Consider the following 17,214-nt stretch of genomic DNA (forward strand, 5'->3'; position numbering starts at 1 on the left):
ACAATTTGCTAGGAGTTAACTGCACTGATTAATAGTACCTCGTAACATAGCTCAACTTGTTGGTTGCTATTACTGTACTGGTTTGTATATTGGCAATAAAATTGTTGTAATGAAGATTTTGTCCACACAAAACTTGACTCATTATTATTAGCGGTAGATACGCCTGTATCTCGGATGTGTTTTAATACTTGAGCTGGGGTATCAAAACATAACGTATAATTATGAATGCTAATATCGATTTGATTAAAGCCAAATTTATTTAACTCATCTTCCCATTGTTCAACAGTAGGGTACTGCAACCCATAACCGGTAATATTTTTAATTTGATAAAAATTTTTGGGTGTAAACGTGTTGAATAATAAGTGCCCACCTGACCGCAACTTTTGTGCAGAAGAACCAATAAAACTTAAGGGGTTATCAAACCATTGAATTGCATTGGCGCTAACAATAAGGTCATGGTTCGTGCCTAAATCCATCAATTCGGCATCACCAAAATAAAACTTGGCATTGGGCAATATTTGGCTAATTTTGTGTGTAGACTTGTTGGTTAAATCATTAATATGCCAACTTTTTGCGGATACCTTTTTTGCTAGATACTCTGTAAGTATGCCTGTACCAGCGCCAACCTCTAAAATACTATCGTAGTTTTTTACTGGAGCTTGATGTGTGATTAGCGCACAAATCTTTTTTTGTACAGTGGCATGCTTTCCATAACTGCTCGCATTAGCAAATTGATTTGCAATACTATGTTTGCGTTTTGATAAAGACAGGGTGTTAGGTTGTGACATAATAAAAACAGATGATTAAACTATAAACATTGTAGCAGTTTTTTATGCTGCTGCTCATTTATTGCTGCATGCATAACCAAACGTACACGGGCGGTATTTGCTGGCACAGTTGGCGGGCGTATTGGTAGGGCATAAAACCCCGCTTGTTGTAATTGTTGTGCTTTATCTAAGGCCAATGCATTGCTGCCTAAAATATAGGGAATAATGGCAGACTGACTTGGGTTAGCTTGTTGCATTTTTTCTTCTATGGCTTTTGCTGTCAGGCTTGATAAAGTATGCAACTGTTTGCGCTTATCATTTAAATAAGGCATTTTTGCTAAAACAAAACGGCTCCATGCGTGTGTCATTGGGGGTAATGCTGTGCTAAAAATTAATGGGCGCAAGCTATTGGTTAGCCATTTTTTTACAACAGGTTCGCAAATTAAATAAGCCCCCATACTGGCAAATGACTTACCAAATGTGCCTACTAAATAGTCAATATCACCGATGGTGTTTGTCTCCTCGGCAACGCCGCAACCTGTTTTACCACATACGCCAACGGCATGCGCTTCATCAACATACAGTTCTATACGTTTGTCAGTTTGCTTAATTTTAACCAATTCTTTTAAATCTGCTTTGTCGCCATCCATACTAAAGATGCTTTCTGTCACAATAATAATGCGTTGGATATCATCGGCAACGCATTTAATCAGGCTTTGCAAATGTGCATAATCATTATGGCGATAACGTTTAAAATCGGTTTTATTATTAACTTTTGACAGTTGCAGTCCATCAATGATACTGGCATGTACCAATTTGTCGGCAATAATCATTGTTTTAACCGGCAATCGCGTTAATGCAGGTAACAAACCAATATTGGCATGATAGCCACTATTAAATACGAGCGCAGACTTTTGAAAACTTGCATGCTTTAGCTCTTTACTTTCAGTGGATGCATACCAAACCTCTAACTCATTTTCTAACAAGCTAAGCTGGGTATCATTGCCTGTTAACAGCCTGGATGAGGTAGCACCCAGTTTGGGTCGTTCATCCGTCGGCATGTCAGCAATGTAATCTAAAAAATCTGCCTGTAGCTTGTTGTCCATACCAATGGCAAGGTAGTCGTTACTGGCAATATTTAACAGCTTTTTATTATCTACCTCAACAAATTTTCCATGATGCGTTAAGGCAGGGATGCGGCGGTATTGCTGCTTAGATTGTAAATGCTCTAAAGCTTGCTGGTAGTGGGCAATACTAGAAACCATGATGCATCTCAGGTAGTGAGGAGATAACGGAAGTTAACTGGCTTTTCATTTTTAATCCCTAAAAAACAAAAAATATAAAAAATGGGAATGTCGATACACTCCCATATTAGTTAAATATCAATCAATGTTCAACAACAAAAACTGTTAAGCGTGCAATGCTTTGACTCGCTCAACTTCTTCACTGCTGCCTAACACAACTGGGACACGTTGGTGAATATCTGTTGGTTCAATATCTAAAATATTATTGACGGCATCTGTTGCTAAACCACCTGCTTGTTCAATTAGCAATGCCATTGGGTTTGCCTCATACATTAGGCGTAGTTTGCCTGGTTTTTTTGGGTCTTTGGTATCAAATGGGTAGGTGAAAACACCACCACGGCATAAAATACGGTGTACATCGCCAACCATAGCTGCTACCCAACGGGTATTATAATTTTTTCCACGTACGCCATCTTTACCGGCAATTAACTCGTCAATATACTGTTGCATTGGTGGCAACCAGTGGCGGTAGTTAGATGCGTTGATAGCATACTCATTTGTGGCGGCACTAATTTTTACCGCTTCTTCAATCAGGACATATTCATTACTAGCTGGGTCGAGGCTAAACATAGCAACCCCATTACCAAATGTAATTGCAAGCATGGTAGAAGGACCATAAACAATATAACCACTGGCTAATTGATTGCGCCCTGTTTGTAAAAAGTCATTATTAGTAACTTCTGAACCTTGGTTTTGGTAGGGTAGGATAGAAAATATGGTACCCACACTCATGTTGATATCGATGTTACTAGAGCCATCAAGTGGATCAAAAAGTACTAAAACCTCGCCGTTTGGATTGGCTGGTGTGGCATCATCTAACTCTTCTGAAGCAACCCCTGCACAAACAGAATTTGCCGATAAAGCATCTAACAGTAAATCGTTAGAGATAACATCTAGCTTTTTTTGTTCTTCACCTTGCACATTTTGGTTGCCTGCTTCGCCATGGATGTCTGCCAATGCACCACGTTGCAACAGCTTGCTGATTTCAACACCAACATTTGCAATGGTGCTAACGGCACTTGCAATAGCAGGGGATGTATGGTTTTTTTCATTTAAATACGTGTTAAGGGTTATCATTTTTTATCCTGTTTTGATGTCATCAAACCAATAAATAGGGCGTTGTTGAGTCAATTTTGAGTTTAACTTTATACTAATGTATACATAAATAGTAGCGCATACATGTTCGCTCACAATTTAAGTTAAAATATACTTTAGACAGCGTATAAAATTCGGTAAAATAAACTGTAAATTTTTATACAGAGTTTATCAAATTTCAAAAGGTTTGTCTTTTTGATAAGTGACGAAAATAAGCTCTGCTGGCTAAATATTCACAATTTTTTATGTACAACCCTCAAAACGGTAATTGCTATGAATGATAAAACCCAAATGGATATCGATGCCCGCTTAAATGCATCACTCAGTCAGCCACAATTAACTAAAGGGGGCGGGATACGCCATTTTTTAGGTGTGGAAGGTTTGTCCAAACAGCAATTAGAGCAAATTATTCATAAAGCAGAAAGCTATTTTGATGAAAACGGTCATTTATCTAATGCCACCGATTTAGAAGGCGTGACTGTGATGAATCTGTTTTTTGAGAACTCGACCAGAACAAGAACCACTTTTGAAGTTGCTGAAAAAAGGTTGGGTGCAAATGTATTGAACCTAGATATTGCCACTTCTAGTACCAAAAAAGGGGAAAGCCTAAGGGATACGTTATGGAATTTGCAAGCCATGAGTGCCGATATTTTTGTTGTTCGTCACAGTGCATCGGGTGCTGCACATTTTATGGCAACAGAGGTCACGCCCGATATTGCTATTATTAATGGTGGTGATGGCTGGCATGCGCACCCAACGCAAGGCATGCTTGATATGTTAACCATTCATCGAGAAGCAAAAAAACCATTTGAAGATTTATCAGTTTGTATCGTTGGGGATATTAAGCATTCTCGTGTTGCTCGTTCTGATATCAGTGCATTAAAAACGCTTGGCGTAAAAGATATTAGAGTATGTGCCCCGCAAACGCTTTTACCAAAAGGCATTAAACGGTATGGGGTAACTGTGTATGAAGATATTGATGATGCGGTTGTAGGCTGTGATGTATTAATGGGGCTAAGGATTCAAAATGAACGAATTGGCTCGCCATTGTTGGCATCATCAAGTGAGTATTTTAAAACTTATGGCTTAACGCCAGAAAGGGTTGCTAAGGCAAGCCCATATGCGTTAGTAATGCATCCAGGTCCGATGAACCGAGGTGTCGAAATCTCCTCCAGTGTTGCCGATGGAGACCAGTCTGTTATTTTAAAGCAAGTTAACAATGGCATTGCAGTGCGTATGGCGGTTTTATCACTTGCAATGGAAGGGCAACGTGACTATCGCAAGCAAATGACACAAGCAACAACAAAACCAAGTAAAACTTCTGAGATGGGAGAATAACCATGACTAAAATGTTAAACCTACTACCTCAAAGTTTTAAACAACCAGATTTAAGTAATAAAAACACTGCTGGACACTGGTTATTGCCACCACTTGTTGATTTATGTGCAAGGTTGCGCGAGCCAGGACAACAACACCATGGTACCCTGCAGTCAGAAGGCATGGCAGCACGTAACAATGGTTTTTTACATGTGGTGATACCGCCAGATACAGATCCTATTTTAGAAAATGGCTCATTATTTAAAGGCTTAAGAGAAAGGGCTTGGTACGATGGGGGTATTCATCTACATATTTTAGGGGCATTGACCGAAGGACTCGCTGGCAGAAACCCTGCGAATGTTGCCGGATTAAAACAAGGCGGCTGTATTGCGGTTACAAATGCCGGCAGACCCTTTGCAAATGACATGGTTATGCTCCGCACGCTTGAATATGCAGCAACTTTTGGCTTAAAAGTATTCTTTTACCCTAATGAGCCCAGCTTATCAGAAGGTGGTGTGGCACATGAGGGTTATATTGCTTCTTTTCATGGTTTGCAAGGTATCCCTTGGATTGCAGAAACAGTTGCCTTATCAAAACAACTGTTGATGGTAGAAGAAACAGGCATATCAGCACATTTTAGCCAACTGACAACGAAGTCGTCTGTCGAGTTAATTGCTTGGGCTAAAAACAAAGGATTGCCTGTTACTTGTGATGTGGCAATGCATCAGTTGCATTTAACAGATGACAGCCTAGAAGGCTTTAACTCGCTGGCATATGTATTACCACCGCTACGTAGTAATACTGACCAACAAGCACTGCGTAACGGGCTGGCTGATGGCACAATTGATGCGATTTGTAGCCACCATGAGCCGTTAGCGGATACGGCTAAACAAGCGCCATTTGCCGAAACTCGCCCTGGTATATCAAACTTTGATACCTTTATGTCGTTAGCTTGTAAGCTGGTAGAAGAGGGGGTATTAACACCGAATCAATTGGTCGAAAAGATTTGTATTAATCCGGCAAAAATTGCTGGTATCAGTGATGAATATCAACAAATCCAGGGATCAGTGCTTATTGACCCAAATCAATGCTGGCAAGTGAACCGTCAAAGCATGCTATCTAATGGTAAAAACACACCATTTATTGACCAAACCTTAAAGGGTAAGGTTGTAGGCACTTTTTTTGACTAAGATGGCTTTACATTAATTTTATAAAGTTAACTAATTACAAATATAAACGCCCATTAACTTATTAGCTAATGGGCGTTTTTTAATCTGCTTGAATATTAGTGTTGTTCTAGTTCATCAATCAGTTGTTCACGTGCTTTATAAATTTTACGTAAACCTAGCCACAGGCTAAAACACATGATGATGAGTACAAACGAGAATGGTAATCCTGTACTGACTGTCCCTGCTTGTAATGCTTTTAATGCTTCTTTACCACCACCATACAACAAGGCTGCTGCCGTACAGCCTTCAGCAACTGCCCAAAAGATACGTTGTGGTACAGGGGCTTCTAATTTACCCCCTGAGGTAATGGTATCGACGACTAAAGAACCTGAGTCAGAAGAAGTAACAAAAAACACCATCACCAAAATAATCGAGATGATAGAGGTTACTGTACTTAAAGGTAAATGCTCTAGCATTTGGAATAAGGTTAATGAGGCATCGGTGACACCGTTTGCCAATTCACCCACTTGATTTGCGTACTGCTCTAAAGCGATTTGACCAAATACGGACATCCAGATAATAGTCACAACAGTAGGAATAATAACAACTGAAGTTAAAAATTCACGCACGGTACGCCCTTTGGAGATACGGGCAATAAACATACCCACAAATGGTGACCAACTCACCCACCATGCCCAGTAGAATACTGACCAACCGTGATAAAAGTCACTATCTTCACGCCCCACAGGATTAGACAAAGGCAAGAAATAGCTTGCATAGTCCATGGTTGTTGTACCGATTTTTGCAATAGACTGTAGCGGATTACCTACCATGAAAACAAACAAGAAGAAAATCAATGCAACCAACATATTGAGGTTACTTAAAACCTTCACACCACCATCAAGACCACGAGTCACTGAAATGACAGCAATCATAGTTACAAAAGCAATGACACCAATTTCTAGAACATTGAGTCCCAAATCAATCCCAAATAAGAATTTCAACCCACTGGAAACCTGCTGAGCTCCCAAGCCAAGAGAGGTAGACAACCCAAAGATGGTTGCCAATACCGCTAAGGTATCAATGAGATGTCCAGTCCAGCCCCAGACTCGCTCTCCTAACAGGGGATAAAAGATTGAGCGTAAACTGAGTGGGAAACGGAAGTTAAAGGCAAAAACGGCTAATGCCAGACCAACAATGGCATAAATTGCCCAAGCATGTAAGCCCCAGTGATAAATGGTTGCTCCCATAGCGGCATGAAAAGCTTCTGGCGAGCCAGCCTCTACATTTAATGGCGTACCATACCAGCCACTGGCATAAGCAAGAGGTTCAGCCGTTGACCAAAACATCAACCCAATACCCATGCCGGCTGCAAATAACATTGCAAACCATGACATACGAGTAAATTCTGGTTTGGCATTTAAGCCACCAATACGAATATTACCAAAAGGTGAGAAAACTAACCCAATACAGAAAATTAAAATAATGTTGCTGGTAAGCATAAACAACCAGTCAAAATTATTTACCGACCATCCTTTAGCACCGTTTAACCAGCTATTTGACAACTCTGGCTGTGCTAAAGCAAAGGTAACAAAACCAATGACCAACATTGCTGCCATAATAAAAACAGGGTTATGAATATCCATCCCCATAACTTCAACATTGTGTTCACCGACTTCATGCTTTGTTTTGTATAAGCGTTTTCGGTATCTCTCGATAAGTGGTTTGGGGATTTTATTGAACTTGTTCTGCATAATTAACCTTTTGGGTTGTTAAAAAAGTATGCAAAATTCTTTGTGATTTTAAAAATAACAATATGTCATGTCTTTGTTGCTATCAGAAAGCTGTCACAGTTTACCTAGAGCAATAAGATACGATAAGTTTTTTTTATTAATATTAAAAAAAAGCATGGATTTTGAATTGCAAAGATTTTATGTATATTTAACCAAAACTAAATAATAAAACCGTTGTAAATTAAAACAAAAAAATGCAAAATCACAAAAATTTTGCAAAAGATAAATAAAAACTTAACAACTTTAACAAAAAAAATGCTTTTTTACAAATTTTTAACTAAAGTGTCATAAACAAACGAGGGTTTTTTATATTGTTAAATAGTAAGATTTACTAACTTATTGTTTGCCTGAGTGACTAACTTTTTTTTAATAATAATTGATTTTATAAATCATTAATGCTTTTAAGGTGTTTTTTTATTTTCATAAAAAATGGTATTGCATCTTTTGCTTAACCAGTAATGACTTTATAATAACCACTTTCATACTTTATTTATCTAGACCTAATCTATAGCCATGCCTATCTCATCCCTAACAACTACATTCCAATCTTTAAATAATCAACTGTTCCCAATTGCTACTAAACCTGTAGCACAACATCGCAAGCTTTCACCTGTGCATGGGGCGAGTGTGAGTTTATGGTTAGCGAGCCTTACTAAATTAGCAGACGATAAGGTCAATCAACGCTTAAAAGTGGTGGTTACTGCTAACCAAAACCAGCTAAATCAAATAGAAACTGAACTGAGGTTTTGTGGTGTAGATACGTATGTATTTCCAGATTGGGAAACACTCACCTATGATGAGCTCTCGCCTCATCAAGATATTGTATCCGAGCGCATCAATTTGTTGACTGACATGCCAAACAAAGGCATTTTACTGATTAGCATACAAACCTTGATGCAGCGTGTTGCACCAGCAAGCTGGTTAATTGGTCAGCATTTTGACTTAAATGTAAATGATACTTTTGAGGTAGAAAAACAGCGCACACAACTTACTAAAGCAGGTTACAGGGTGGTGGATAATGTATTTGAACCCGGTGAGTTTGCTATTAGAGGTAGTGTCATTGATTTATTTGCGATGGGGCAGCCTTTCCCTGTGCGTATTGATTTGTTTGATGATGAAATTGAGACGATTAAGTTTTTTAATCCGCAAACACAGCGTACATTAACAGCCAAAGATTTAGAAGAGATGCTAAAAGAGGGTAATGATGTCATCAATGATTTGCATAAATTACCAGACTTAACCGAGACGATTAACAGTTTTCAAATCTTACCAGCAAAGGAGTTTCCATTAGAGGATGGGAGAGAAACTTTTAGAAATAACTTTGCGACCATGTTCCCAAACACCAGTAGTCGAAAGTCGGAACTACATATTGATGTGATGAAAGGTATTGCACCAGCTGGTGTTGAGTACTACCAGCCATTATTTTTTGATTTAGAAACATGGACAGAGCAGGCAATGATTTTTGATTATTTGCCAGCAGATAGTATTTTTATCCTAGATGAATCTGCCAGTCAGCAGTCACAAAATCATTGGGAGCAGATTGCTAAACGTTATGATGATTTACGCCATGATGTTGATAAGCCGATTGTGGCACCTGATTTGCTGTATCTTGCTACCAATCAGCTAAATGAGCAAATTAACCAATATCCTCGTGTGTACTTCTCGGCAAGCGCACTGCAAGGTGGCAGCTCGGCAAGTCATGTCTTTTTTGATGAAAGTGTAACGCCTCCAGAGCTGCCCGTTAGCCATCAAAAAGAAGAACCCTTAGAAGATTTACTAAGTTTTATTAAAGCCAATTCAGCAGAGTGTCATACAAAAGGCACAACACCTATATTGATTGTTGCTGAAACCGCTGGCAGGCGTGAGATTTTACTCGACTTGTTACAAGATAAGCTGGACGTGGTCGTTTATGATAATTTGGCTGAGTTTTTTGAATCTAAATCAACAAAAGTTGGTCTAACCATCGCGCCAATAGAACGTGGCGTGTTTATCCCAAATCAGCTTATCATCATTAGTGAAACTCAGCTTTTTGGTCGCACGGTTTTACAAACCCGCCGCCGTCGTCAGTCTGATGTATCCGAAGAGTTTTTAATCAAAAGCGTTACCGAAATGACCATTGATAGCCCTGTGGTGCATATTGAACATGGCATTGGGCGTTATCAAGGCTTGATAACGCTTGATGTTAATGGTCAGGGTAATGTGGATGATGAGCAAGAGTTTATTCATTTAAAATATGCCGATGATGCCAGTATCTATGTGCCTGTAACCAATTTAAATTTGATTAGTCGCTACAGTGGCGGCGATCCAGCCCTTGCGCCATTACATAAAATTGGCAGTGGCAAATGGGATAAAGCAAAACAAAAAGCGCTGGAACAAATCCATGATGTGGCGGCAGAATTGCTTAACGTGCAGGCTCGCCGAGATGCCAAAGAAGGTATCCATTTTAAGGTAGAACAAACCGCTTATGATTTATTTGCCAGTCAGTTTGCGTTTGAAGAAACGCCAGACCAAGCTAATGCCATTGATGCGGTTATTTATGATATGAAGCAAAACAAACCTATGGATAGGTTGGTTTGTGGTGATGTTGGTTTTGGTAAAACCGAGGTTGCCATGCGTGCTGCATTTATTGCCGTTAATGCAGGCTATCAAGTGGCGGTACTTGTGCCCACCACGTTACTTGCTGGGCAACATGCGGATAATTTTATTGACCGCTTTGCCGATTGGCCAATTAATATTGCAAGCTTGTCTCGTTTTGGCGGTAAAAAACATCAGGATAAAGTGATGTCAGGTCTTGCCGATGGCACGGTAGATATTGTTATCGGTACGCACAAAATTTTGCAAGAAGATGTTAAGTTTGACAACCTTGGTTTGATGATTGTTGATGAAGAGCATCGCTTTGGTGTACGCCATAAAGAGCGCATTAAAGCCATGCAGTCGGATGTTGACTGCTTATCGATGACGGCAACGCCAATCCCTCGTACTTTAAACATGGCGCTGTCTGGCATGCGTGACATGTCGATAATTGCAACACCGCCAGCTCGTCGCTTGGCCATCAAAACTTTTGTCATGCAAAAACGTGATGCCGTTATGAAAGAGGCTATTTTGCGTGAGCTATTGCGTGGCGGGCAAGTGTATATCTTACATAATGATGTGGCGAGTATTGAGCGAATGGCAGAGAGTATCCGAGAGCTTGTGCCTGAAGCTCGAGTTGGCGTGGGACATGGACAAATGAATGAACGTCAACTTGAACAAGTGATGCATGATTTTTATCACAAAAAACATAACGTATTAGTTTGCACCACCATTATTGAAACGGGCATTGATGTGCCAAATGCCAACACCATCATTATTGAGCGGGCAGATAAATTTGGCTTGGCTCAACTACACCAATTGCGTGGGCGTGTTGGGCGTAGCCATCACCAAGCCTATTGCTACTTGCTTGTGCCATCGTTAAAAGGTTTAAAAGGCGATGCGAAAAAACGCCTCAAAGCGGTTGAACGTGCCAACACATTAGGCGCAGGCTTTATGCTTGCCAGTGAGGATTTAGAGATCCGTGGGGCAGGGGAGCTATTGGGTAAACAGCAGTCTGGCAATATGCAAGCGATTGGTTTTAGCTTATATATGGATATGCTGGAGCGAGCCACTAAGGCGATTAAACAAGGTAAAGAACCCAATCTGACGGCGCCATTATCATTAACAGCAGACATCAATATGCATTGCTCAGCACTTATCCCAGAAGCGTATTTGCATGATGTTCATCAACGTTTGATGTTTTATAAACGTATCAGTAATGTGGATGAAAAAGAAGCATTGACTGATATTCGTACTGAAATGATTGATAGGTTTGGTGCGTTGCCAGAACAAACAGGCAACTTATTTGCTATTCATCAGTTACGCTTGCTGGCAGAGCCGCTCGGCATTACTAAAATTGATGCCAGTGATAGTGCTATAACCTTTGAGTTTGCGCCTGATACCCCTGTTGATGCGATAACAATTATTAAGTTAATTCAATCTAAGCCAAATGAGTATCGTATGAATGGCGCGACAGGTATCCGCTATACGGCTACTAAAGAAGCTGTTTTAGAGGATGCTAAAAAACGGATTGAGAAAGTTAAGGCGTTATTGGTTTATTTTGGCAAGGGATTGTAAAGATAGGATTAACAAGAAGCGGGTTAATATAGGTATTCCTATTGATATATCGCATTCGTGTTGTGTAATGAAACGCAACACAACACGAATGCGCTTAGCTTAAGCAGCTTACCTACTTATTTAAGCAATAACTCATTCTAGGTATTTAGGTAACTATCTTGCTTGTACTTTATGCCAATACAGGATGGGTAATAAAAGAACCAAGCCCACCAGCATACTTAAACTAAATAAGCCAGTATATCCTAATGCCTCAGCAATATAACCGCTGATGATATGCCCATTACCACTCAACATGGCTAACATACATACCTGAAAAGTAAAATCACTGCCAGCTTGCTTGTTTCTTGCATAATGCATGACGGTGCTAAGCATTGCGACCAACGCCATGGCAGCGGCAAGGTGTTCAATAGTATTGGCAAAGTAAATTACCCAATTATCAAGTTGCTTGACTGGCTCATACTTGCTTTTTTCATAAAAATAGGCACAAACTGCATAAAAGCCTGTTGTAATGGCTTGTAAAAAGTTAAAGCTAACCAAAGCTGTAGTACGGGGTATGTGCTTCATGATGATAGCGGCAAAAGCTGCACCAACTAAGGCAGCAGCAGAACCGAGCACGCTTCCCCAAAGTCCAATGTCTTTTAGGCTAATGCCCATATCCGTCATCATTGGTTTGACCATGCCACTGCTCAGCCCATCTGTAATTTTAAAAGTTAACAAAACCAACAACCAGGCACGCATTTCTTTATTGTGCCAAAAGTAGCCAAATTGTTCTTTAAACCAGCCATACGCTGTGTTTGATGCCTTTTTTGATGTATTACTTACAGGGTGTGTTTGGTGAGTTGAAAGTTGGTTTGACTGCCAGTTAGCCTCTTTATGGATAAAAATAGGTAAGGTGTTAAGCAAAATAAAACCTGACAACACCATAAAACTGGCTTGCCAGCTTAAGTAGTCCATAACCATTAAAAACACGCCACCGCCAAGTATCAACCCTGTACGATAGCCAATAACCTGTGCCGAACTGCCTGTGCTGTATGTCCCGTCTGATAAAATGCGAGTGGTAAAGGCATCTGTGGCAATGTCATGACTGGCTCCACATAAATTAAGAAAAAATAAAACAAAAAATAAGACTCTCAGCGTTTCAAAATCGGCAAGTTTTTCAGGGTTAAAAAAAGCAATAAAACAAAGCAATATTGCCGAAAAAAATTGCATCGGTAGTATCCAACTTCGGCTTTGCCCAATTTTTTGATGATAGACTCTGTCTACAATGGGTGCCCAAAGAAACTTTAATGCCCAAGGGGCAAGTAGCACGCCTGTCCAACCAATCATTTTTAGCGATACGTTATACTCACGCAATATGGCAGGTAAGGCTTGGGTAATAAAACCAAGGGGTAAGCCTTGTGCTAAATAAAGCGTGATGAGTAAGCCAAACGTTTTTTTGACATCCACACTTGTTGGTTGTGTGTGTGTTGTTTTGGCGGTGGTCAATGAAGATTCGGTCATGATTTTGGGTATTACGGCTTTGTCATAGTTGTTTTTATTTAAGTGATGTTTTTGCGATGATGCATAGACTATCATAAAAACAGCAGATTATATGCTTAATAAATAAGCAAATTTTTTTAGTATTTTATCTTATAATCTTAGATTAACGGTATATGGCATCAAATTGTATTTTTCAAAATTATTGATTTTACTGCTTTATTCTGCTGCTTTGATATGTTGATACTTATGTTGATGCTAGGGTCGTTACTAATTTAATCATCCAGTAATGATATTGTCATTTATCTGACATCTTTACTGGCTTTAATAGACTTACTTAAATAAAGATAAGATTAAAGATGGTTTGATAGAGAGAGAAAAAGATGAACAATATAAAAATGGCACTAGAACTAGAAACGGAAAACACAGAATGGGAACAAGAAGAATATGAAGATGCCATGGAAATGTAGGCTCAATAATTCTTTAAAATATAAAAAAGTAATCGGTTAAAACAAAAAGCCAAGCAACTGCTTGGCTTTCATATTGAGTGGCTATTTAACGGTTAGCCAAATCATCTTTAACCATATTACGCAAGTTACGTAGGGCGGCAACGGTGCTGTCCCAATCCAAGCAACCATCGGTAATAGACTTGCCGTATTCTAAATCTTCAAGGTCATCTGTTAAATTTTGGCGACCACCTTTTAAGTGGCTTTCAATCATTAACCCCATAATAGACTTGTTACCATTTTGGATTTGCTCTGCCACGTTTTGGATAACCATTGGCTGCAAGTATGGATCTTTACCTGAATTTGCATGGCTGGCGTCAATCATGATTTTGCCGTTAACCGTGCCTTTGGCTAAATCATTTTCTGCCTGTGCTACCGAGGTTGCATCATAGTTAGGACCAGCTGAACCACCACGCAATACAACGTGAGCGTATTGGTTGCCTTTTGATTTAATGATGCTTACTTTGCCATCAGATGATAGCCCTAAAAAGCTGTGACCAGACTGAACTGCCTTCATGGCATTAACCGCAACGGTCATTCCGCCGTCAGTACCATTTTTAAAACCAACTGGGCAAGATAGGCCAGAGCTCATTTCACGGTGTGTTTGGCTCTCGGTTGTACGTGCACCAATGGCAGACCAGCTAATTAAGTCTTGCATATATTGAGGTGTATTTGGATCGAGTGCCTCAGTTGCACAAGGCAGACCACGCTCGTTTAAATCTAATAATAACTTACGGGCAGTGTGCAAACCTTTTTCTATATCAAAGCTGTCATTCATATCTGGGTCATTGATTAAACCTTTCCAGCCTGTGGTTGTACGAGGTTTTTCAAAATACACACGCATCACAACAAAAATGGCATCATCAATTTCTTTAGCCAGTTCAACCAATTTATCGGCATATTCATTAGCCGCTTTAACATCATGTATTGAGCAAGGACCGACAACCACCAGTAAACGTTTGTCTTTGCCATCTAAAATATTTTGGATGGTTTCACGCCCATATTTAACAGTATCATGTGCAATGGGCGTCAGTGGTAAATCTGTTTTTAGCTCTTTTGGTGTTAACAAAGGGATGAACTTTTCAATATTCAAATCATCAATATCAGGGTTATGAGTGGGTAATTCTTCTAGCGGTTGGCTTGTCATAATTATCTTCCAGTTTTTTATAAGTTAGATTAAAACACGTTACCACAATTATGCTTGCCATAGTTTAGATTTACAAGTGATTTAAGGTGAATTATTGTCGAATAACTTTAATAGCAACTAAAAAAAATAGTTATGTAAATTTGCTAACATAAAATTATGCCGTTAACTTTATGTTAAAATTTAGCGTGATAACCAACTCTTATTATAAACCACTTGTAATGATGGATGAACTGATGAGCATCGATAAGCGAATACTAAAAAAGCTTGAAGGAAGAAACAAACCACTAACGATTGGTATTGTGGCAGGAGAAGCTTCAGGTGATGCATTAGGCAGTGATTTTATGCAAAAGCTAAATGCCATACATTCAGACATTAACTGGGTTGGCGTTGGTGGTACAACTATGCAAAGACAAGGGCTTAAAAGCTTGTTTCCTTTATCGCGTTTGGCCGTGATGGGACTGGTTGAAGTCATTAAACATTTGCCAGATTTATTTAAAGCACGAGATGAAATTTTGCAAGCCTTTGATAAGGCAAATATTGATATTTTTGTTGGTATCGATGCCCCAGATTTTAACTTACGGGTGGCAAAAAAACTTAAACCTAACGGTGTGTATTGTGTGCAATATGTTAGTCCATCGGTTTGGGCGTGGCGAGAGTCACGCATACATGGGATAAAAAAAGCAACCGATTTGGTACTGTGTTTATTTCCATTTGAATTGCCTGTTTATCAAAAACATAATCATCCAGCCAAGTGTGTTGGGCATTCATTGCTTCATTCAATAGACGATTACTTATTAAATACACCCAAACTTGATTTAAGGACTCAATTGGTATGGGATAACCAAGGGTTACAGCAGTTTTTTGTTAATCGTTATGATGAAGTAAGCCAACTGGTTTGTATGATGCCAGGATCTCGCCGAAGCGAGATAAATGCGATGCTACCATTGTTTTTAGATAGCGTCCATAGATTGCTATTAATTGATAAAAATTTGTGTTTTATTATTCCTACGATTGATGAAAACCACCAATACATAGTGCAAGAATTGTTGGAACAAAGACCAAAACACGTGCAAGAAGCGGTAACCGTGGTGTTTGATGCAAGTCAACCTAATTTTAGTCAGTTGGCAATGGCAGCCAGTGATTTGGTTGTACTTGCCTCGGGTACAGCAACATTAGAGGCGATGCTTTTAAGCACGCCAATGGTTGTGGTTTATCAACTAAACAATTTAACTTACCAAATTGCAAAACGTTTGGTTAAAACACCTTATGTTGCTTTACCCAATATTTTAGCTGGCAAGCAAATTGTGCCAGAGTTGATACAAGCAGAAGCAAATACTGATAACCTTTGCCGTTTGGTTAATCAAATGCTGCAACCAAATAGTGCAGATAAGCAGATTAATTATTTAATTGAACAAAGTAATCTATTAAGGCAGCAAAGTAATCAATCACCAGCAGATTGTGTCATTGAGCACTGGCTAGCTAATTAAATATCGACTATTAATTTTATTATTCTTTAGTTTTCACTTTTGCTTTGTTTATTCTCACATGCTACAAAACATGTCTTTAAAGTACCTTTTTATTTTTTATATAAATTAAGCCCACATTATGACAACAAAAAAAATTGTTTTATCTGATTTAATTCATCATTCTTATAATAACTTTGGGTTAGGAGAAAAACGCCAAGCTGTATTATTTGAGCCTGATACCATTAATGTAAACACGCATATTAATTGCAAGCAGTTAAGTAAACAGTTCGATAGCATGGTGGAATCAGATATTAGCAATGTATCAAAGGATAAATTACAAATAGGCATTGATGAGGCAGGTCGAGGTCCATTACTTGGTAGTGTGACGGTGAGTGCGGTTATGTTACCATCAGATTTATCTGGACTGTTTAGTGAGCTAGATTTATCAAACACGCCAATTAGCAGCATTAATGACTCAAAAAAAATTAGCGAAAAAAAACGAGAAGCACTGTTTGAAATTATCCCTAAAGTAGCCATTGGGTATAGTATTGTAGAAGTACCTGCCAGTGTCATTGATGAAATTAACATTTTGCAAGCCTCCCTTTTGGGGATGCGAATAGCAGGCGATGAGTTGCTTGCTGCATTAATGTCTGAGGTAAATAAAGCTGGTTTATCAACAAAAAACCAACCAATGCTTTTTTTATATGATGGTAATAAGGTGCCACAGGTTGATACAGAGTTTTATCAAACACTTGGATTGCATGCTAGTCAAACGACACAGCAAGCAGTGGTAAAAGGGGATGCAACCGATAGCAGTATTGCCGCTGCGAGTATATTGGCAAAGGTTAGCCGAGATGCCTTAATGTATGCGCTTGCAAAAAAACACCCTAACTATAAAATTGAGAACCACAAAGGTTATCCAACCAAAGCACATATAGAAGCAATACAAAAACATGGCGTATTGGCTGAACATCGCCGTAGCTTTGCGCCTGTAAAAAGGGCATTAGAAGGACAGGAATAGAGTA

The 17,214-nt window shown here is 39.2% G+C and carries 11 protein-coding genes; 5 read left to right on the plus strand and 6 right to left on the minus strand.

The annotated features are described in order from the left end of the window. Window positions 1–8: 8 nt before the first annotated feature. The 3 genes from VH441_RS01140 to VH441_RS01150 all read right to left on the minus strand — a co-directional run bounded on the left by VH441_RS01140 (window position 9) and on the right by VH441_RS01150 (window position 3,148). Window positions 9–788 (minus strand): methyltransferase domain-containing protein, encoded by a 780-nt coding sequence (locus tag VH441_RS01140; protein WP_434353656.1) that lies wholly within the window; start codon window positions 786–788, stop codon window positions 9–11. 20 nt (window positions 789–808) lie between these two features. Continuing rightward, on the minus strand, window positions 809–2,032 hold the full coding sequence (locus VH441_RS01145; RefSeq protein WP_434353657.1) for an 8-amino-7-oxononanoate synthase: 1,224 nt from the start codon (window positions 2,030–2,032) through the stop codon (window positions 809–811). A 144-nt stretch (window positions 2,033–2,176) separates the two neighbouring features. Continuing rightward, window positions 2,177–3,148 carry a class 1 fructose-bisphosphatase gene (locus VH441_RS01150; protein ID WP_434353658.1) on the minus strand — a complete coding sequence of 324 codons (972 nt, stop codon included), beginning with the start codon at window positions 3,146–3,148 and terminating at the stop codon, window positions 2,177–2,179. A gap of 291 nt (window positions 3,149–3,439) precedes the next feature. Between VH441_RS01150 and VH441_RS01155 the strand changes: the two genes are divergently transcribed. Together VH441_RS01155 and VH441_RS01160 are read left to right on the plus strand one after the other, a co-directional pair. Beyond that, entirely contained in the window at window positions 3,440–4,504 is a 1,065-nt protein-coding gene (locus tag VH441_RS01155) for an aspartate carbamoyltransferase catalytic subunit (RefSeq protein ID WP_434353659.1), read from the plus strand. A gap of 11 nt (window positions 4,505–4,515) precedes the next feature. Beyond that, on the plus strand, window positions 4,516–5,673 hold the full coding sequence (locus VH441_RS01160) for a dihydroorotase (RefSeq protein ID WP_434354333.1): 1,158 nt from the start codon (window positions 4,516–4,518) through the stop codon (window positions 5,671–5,673). A gap of 95 nt (window positions 5,674–5,768) precedes the next feature. Here the strand turns inward: VH441_RS01160 and VH441_RS01165 are convergent, their stop codons facing one another. Next, entirely contained in the window at window positions 5,769–7,406 is a 1,638-nt protein-coding gene (locus VH441_RS01165; RefSeq protein ID WP_434353660.1) for a BCCT family transporter, read from the minus strand. A 552-nt stretch (window positions 7,407–7,958) separates the two neighbouring features. Here VH441_RS01165 and mfd point away from each other — a divergent pair. Further along, a complete protein-coding gene (gene mfd / locus VH441_RS01170; RefSeq protein WP_434353661.1) occupies window positions 7,959–11,594 on the plus strand; it encodes a transcription-repair coupling factor in 3,636 nt (1,211 codons plus the stop codon). 153 nt (window positions 11,595–11,747) lie between these two features. Here mfd and VH441_RS01175 read toward each other — a convergent pair whose 3' ends face one another. Both VH441_RS01175 and VH441_RS01180 read right to left on the minus strand, forming a co-directional pair. Further along, window positions 11,748–13,169, minus strand: coding sequence for an MFS transporter (locus tag VH441_RS01175; protein WP_434353662.1), 1,422 nt, complete (start codon window positions 13,167–13,169; stop codon window positions 11,748–11,750). Between the two features lie 456 nt (window positions 13,170–13,625). Next, window positions 13,626–14,723, minus strand: coding sequence for a 3-deoxy-7-phosphoheptulonate synthase (locus tag VH441_RS01180; protein WP_434353663.1), 1,098 nt, complete (start codon window positions 14,721–14,723; stop codon window positions 13,626–13,628). Window positions 14,724–14,956: 233 nt separating this feature from the next. On the opposite strand from VH441_RS01180, the gene lpxB reads away from it, so the two are divergent. Together lpxB and VH441_RS01190 are read left to right on the plus strand one after the other, a co-directional pair. Further along, window positions 14,957–16,210: a lipid-A-disaccharide synthase gene (gene lpxB, locus VH441_RS01185; RefSeq protein WP_434353664.1), complete on the plus strand. Its 1,254-nt coding sequence runs from the start codon at window positions 14,957–14,959 to the stop codon at window positions 16,208–16,210. A 118-nt stretch (window positions 16,211–16,328) separates the two neighbouring features. Next, window positions 16,329–17,210, plus strand: a complete 882-nt coding sequence (locus tag VH441_RS01190) for a ribonuclease HII (RefSeq protein ID WP_434353665.1) — start codon at window positions 16,329–16,331, stop codon at window positions 17,208–17,210. Window positions 17,211–17,214 lie beyond the last annotated feature (4 nt).

This window comes from Psychrobacter sp. HD31, assembly GCF_051097895.1.
Lineage (GTDB): Bacteria > Pseudomonadota > Gammaproteobacteria > Pseudomonadales > Moraxellaceae > Psychrobacter.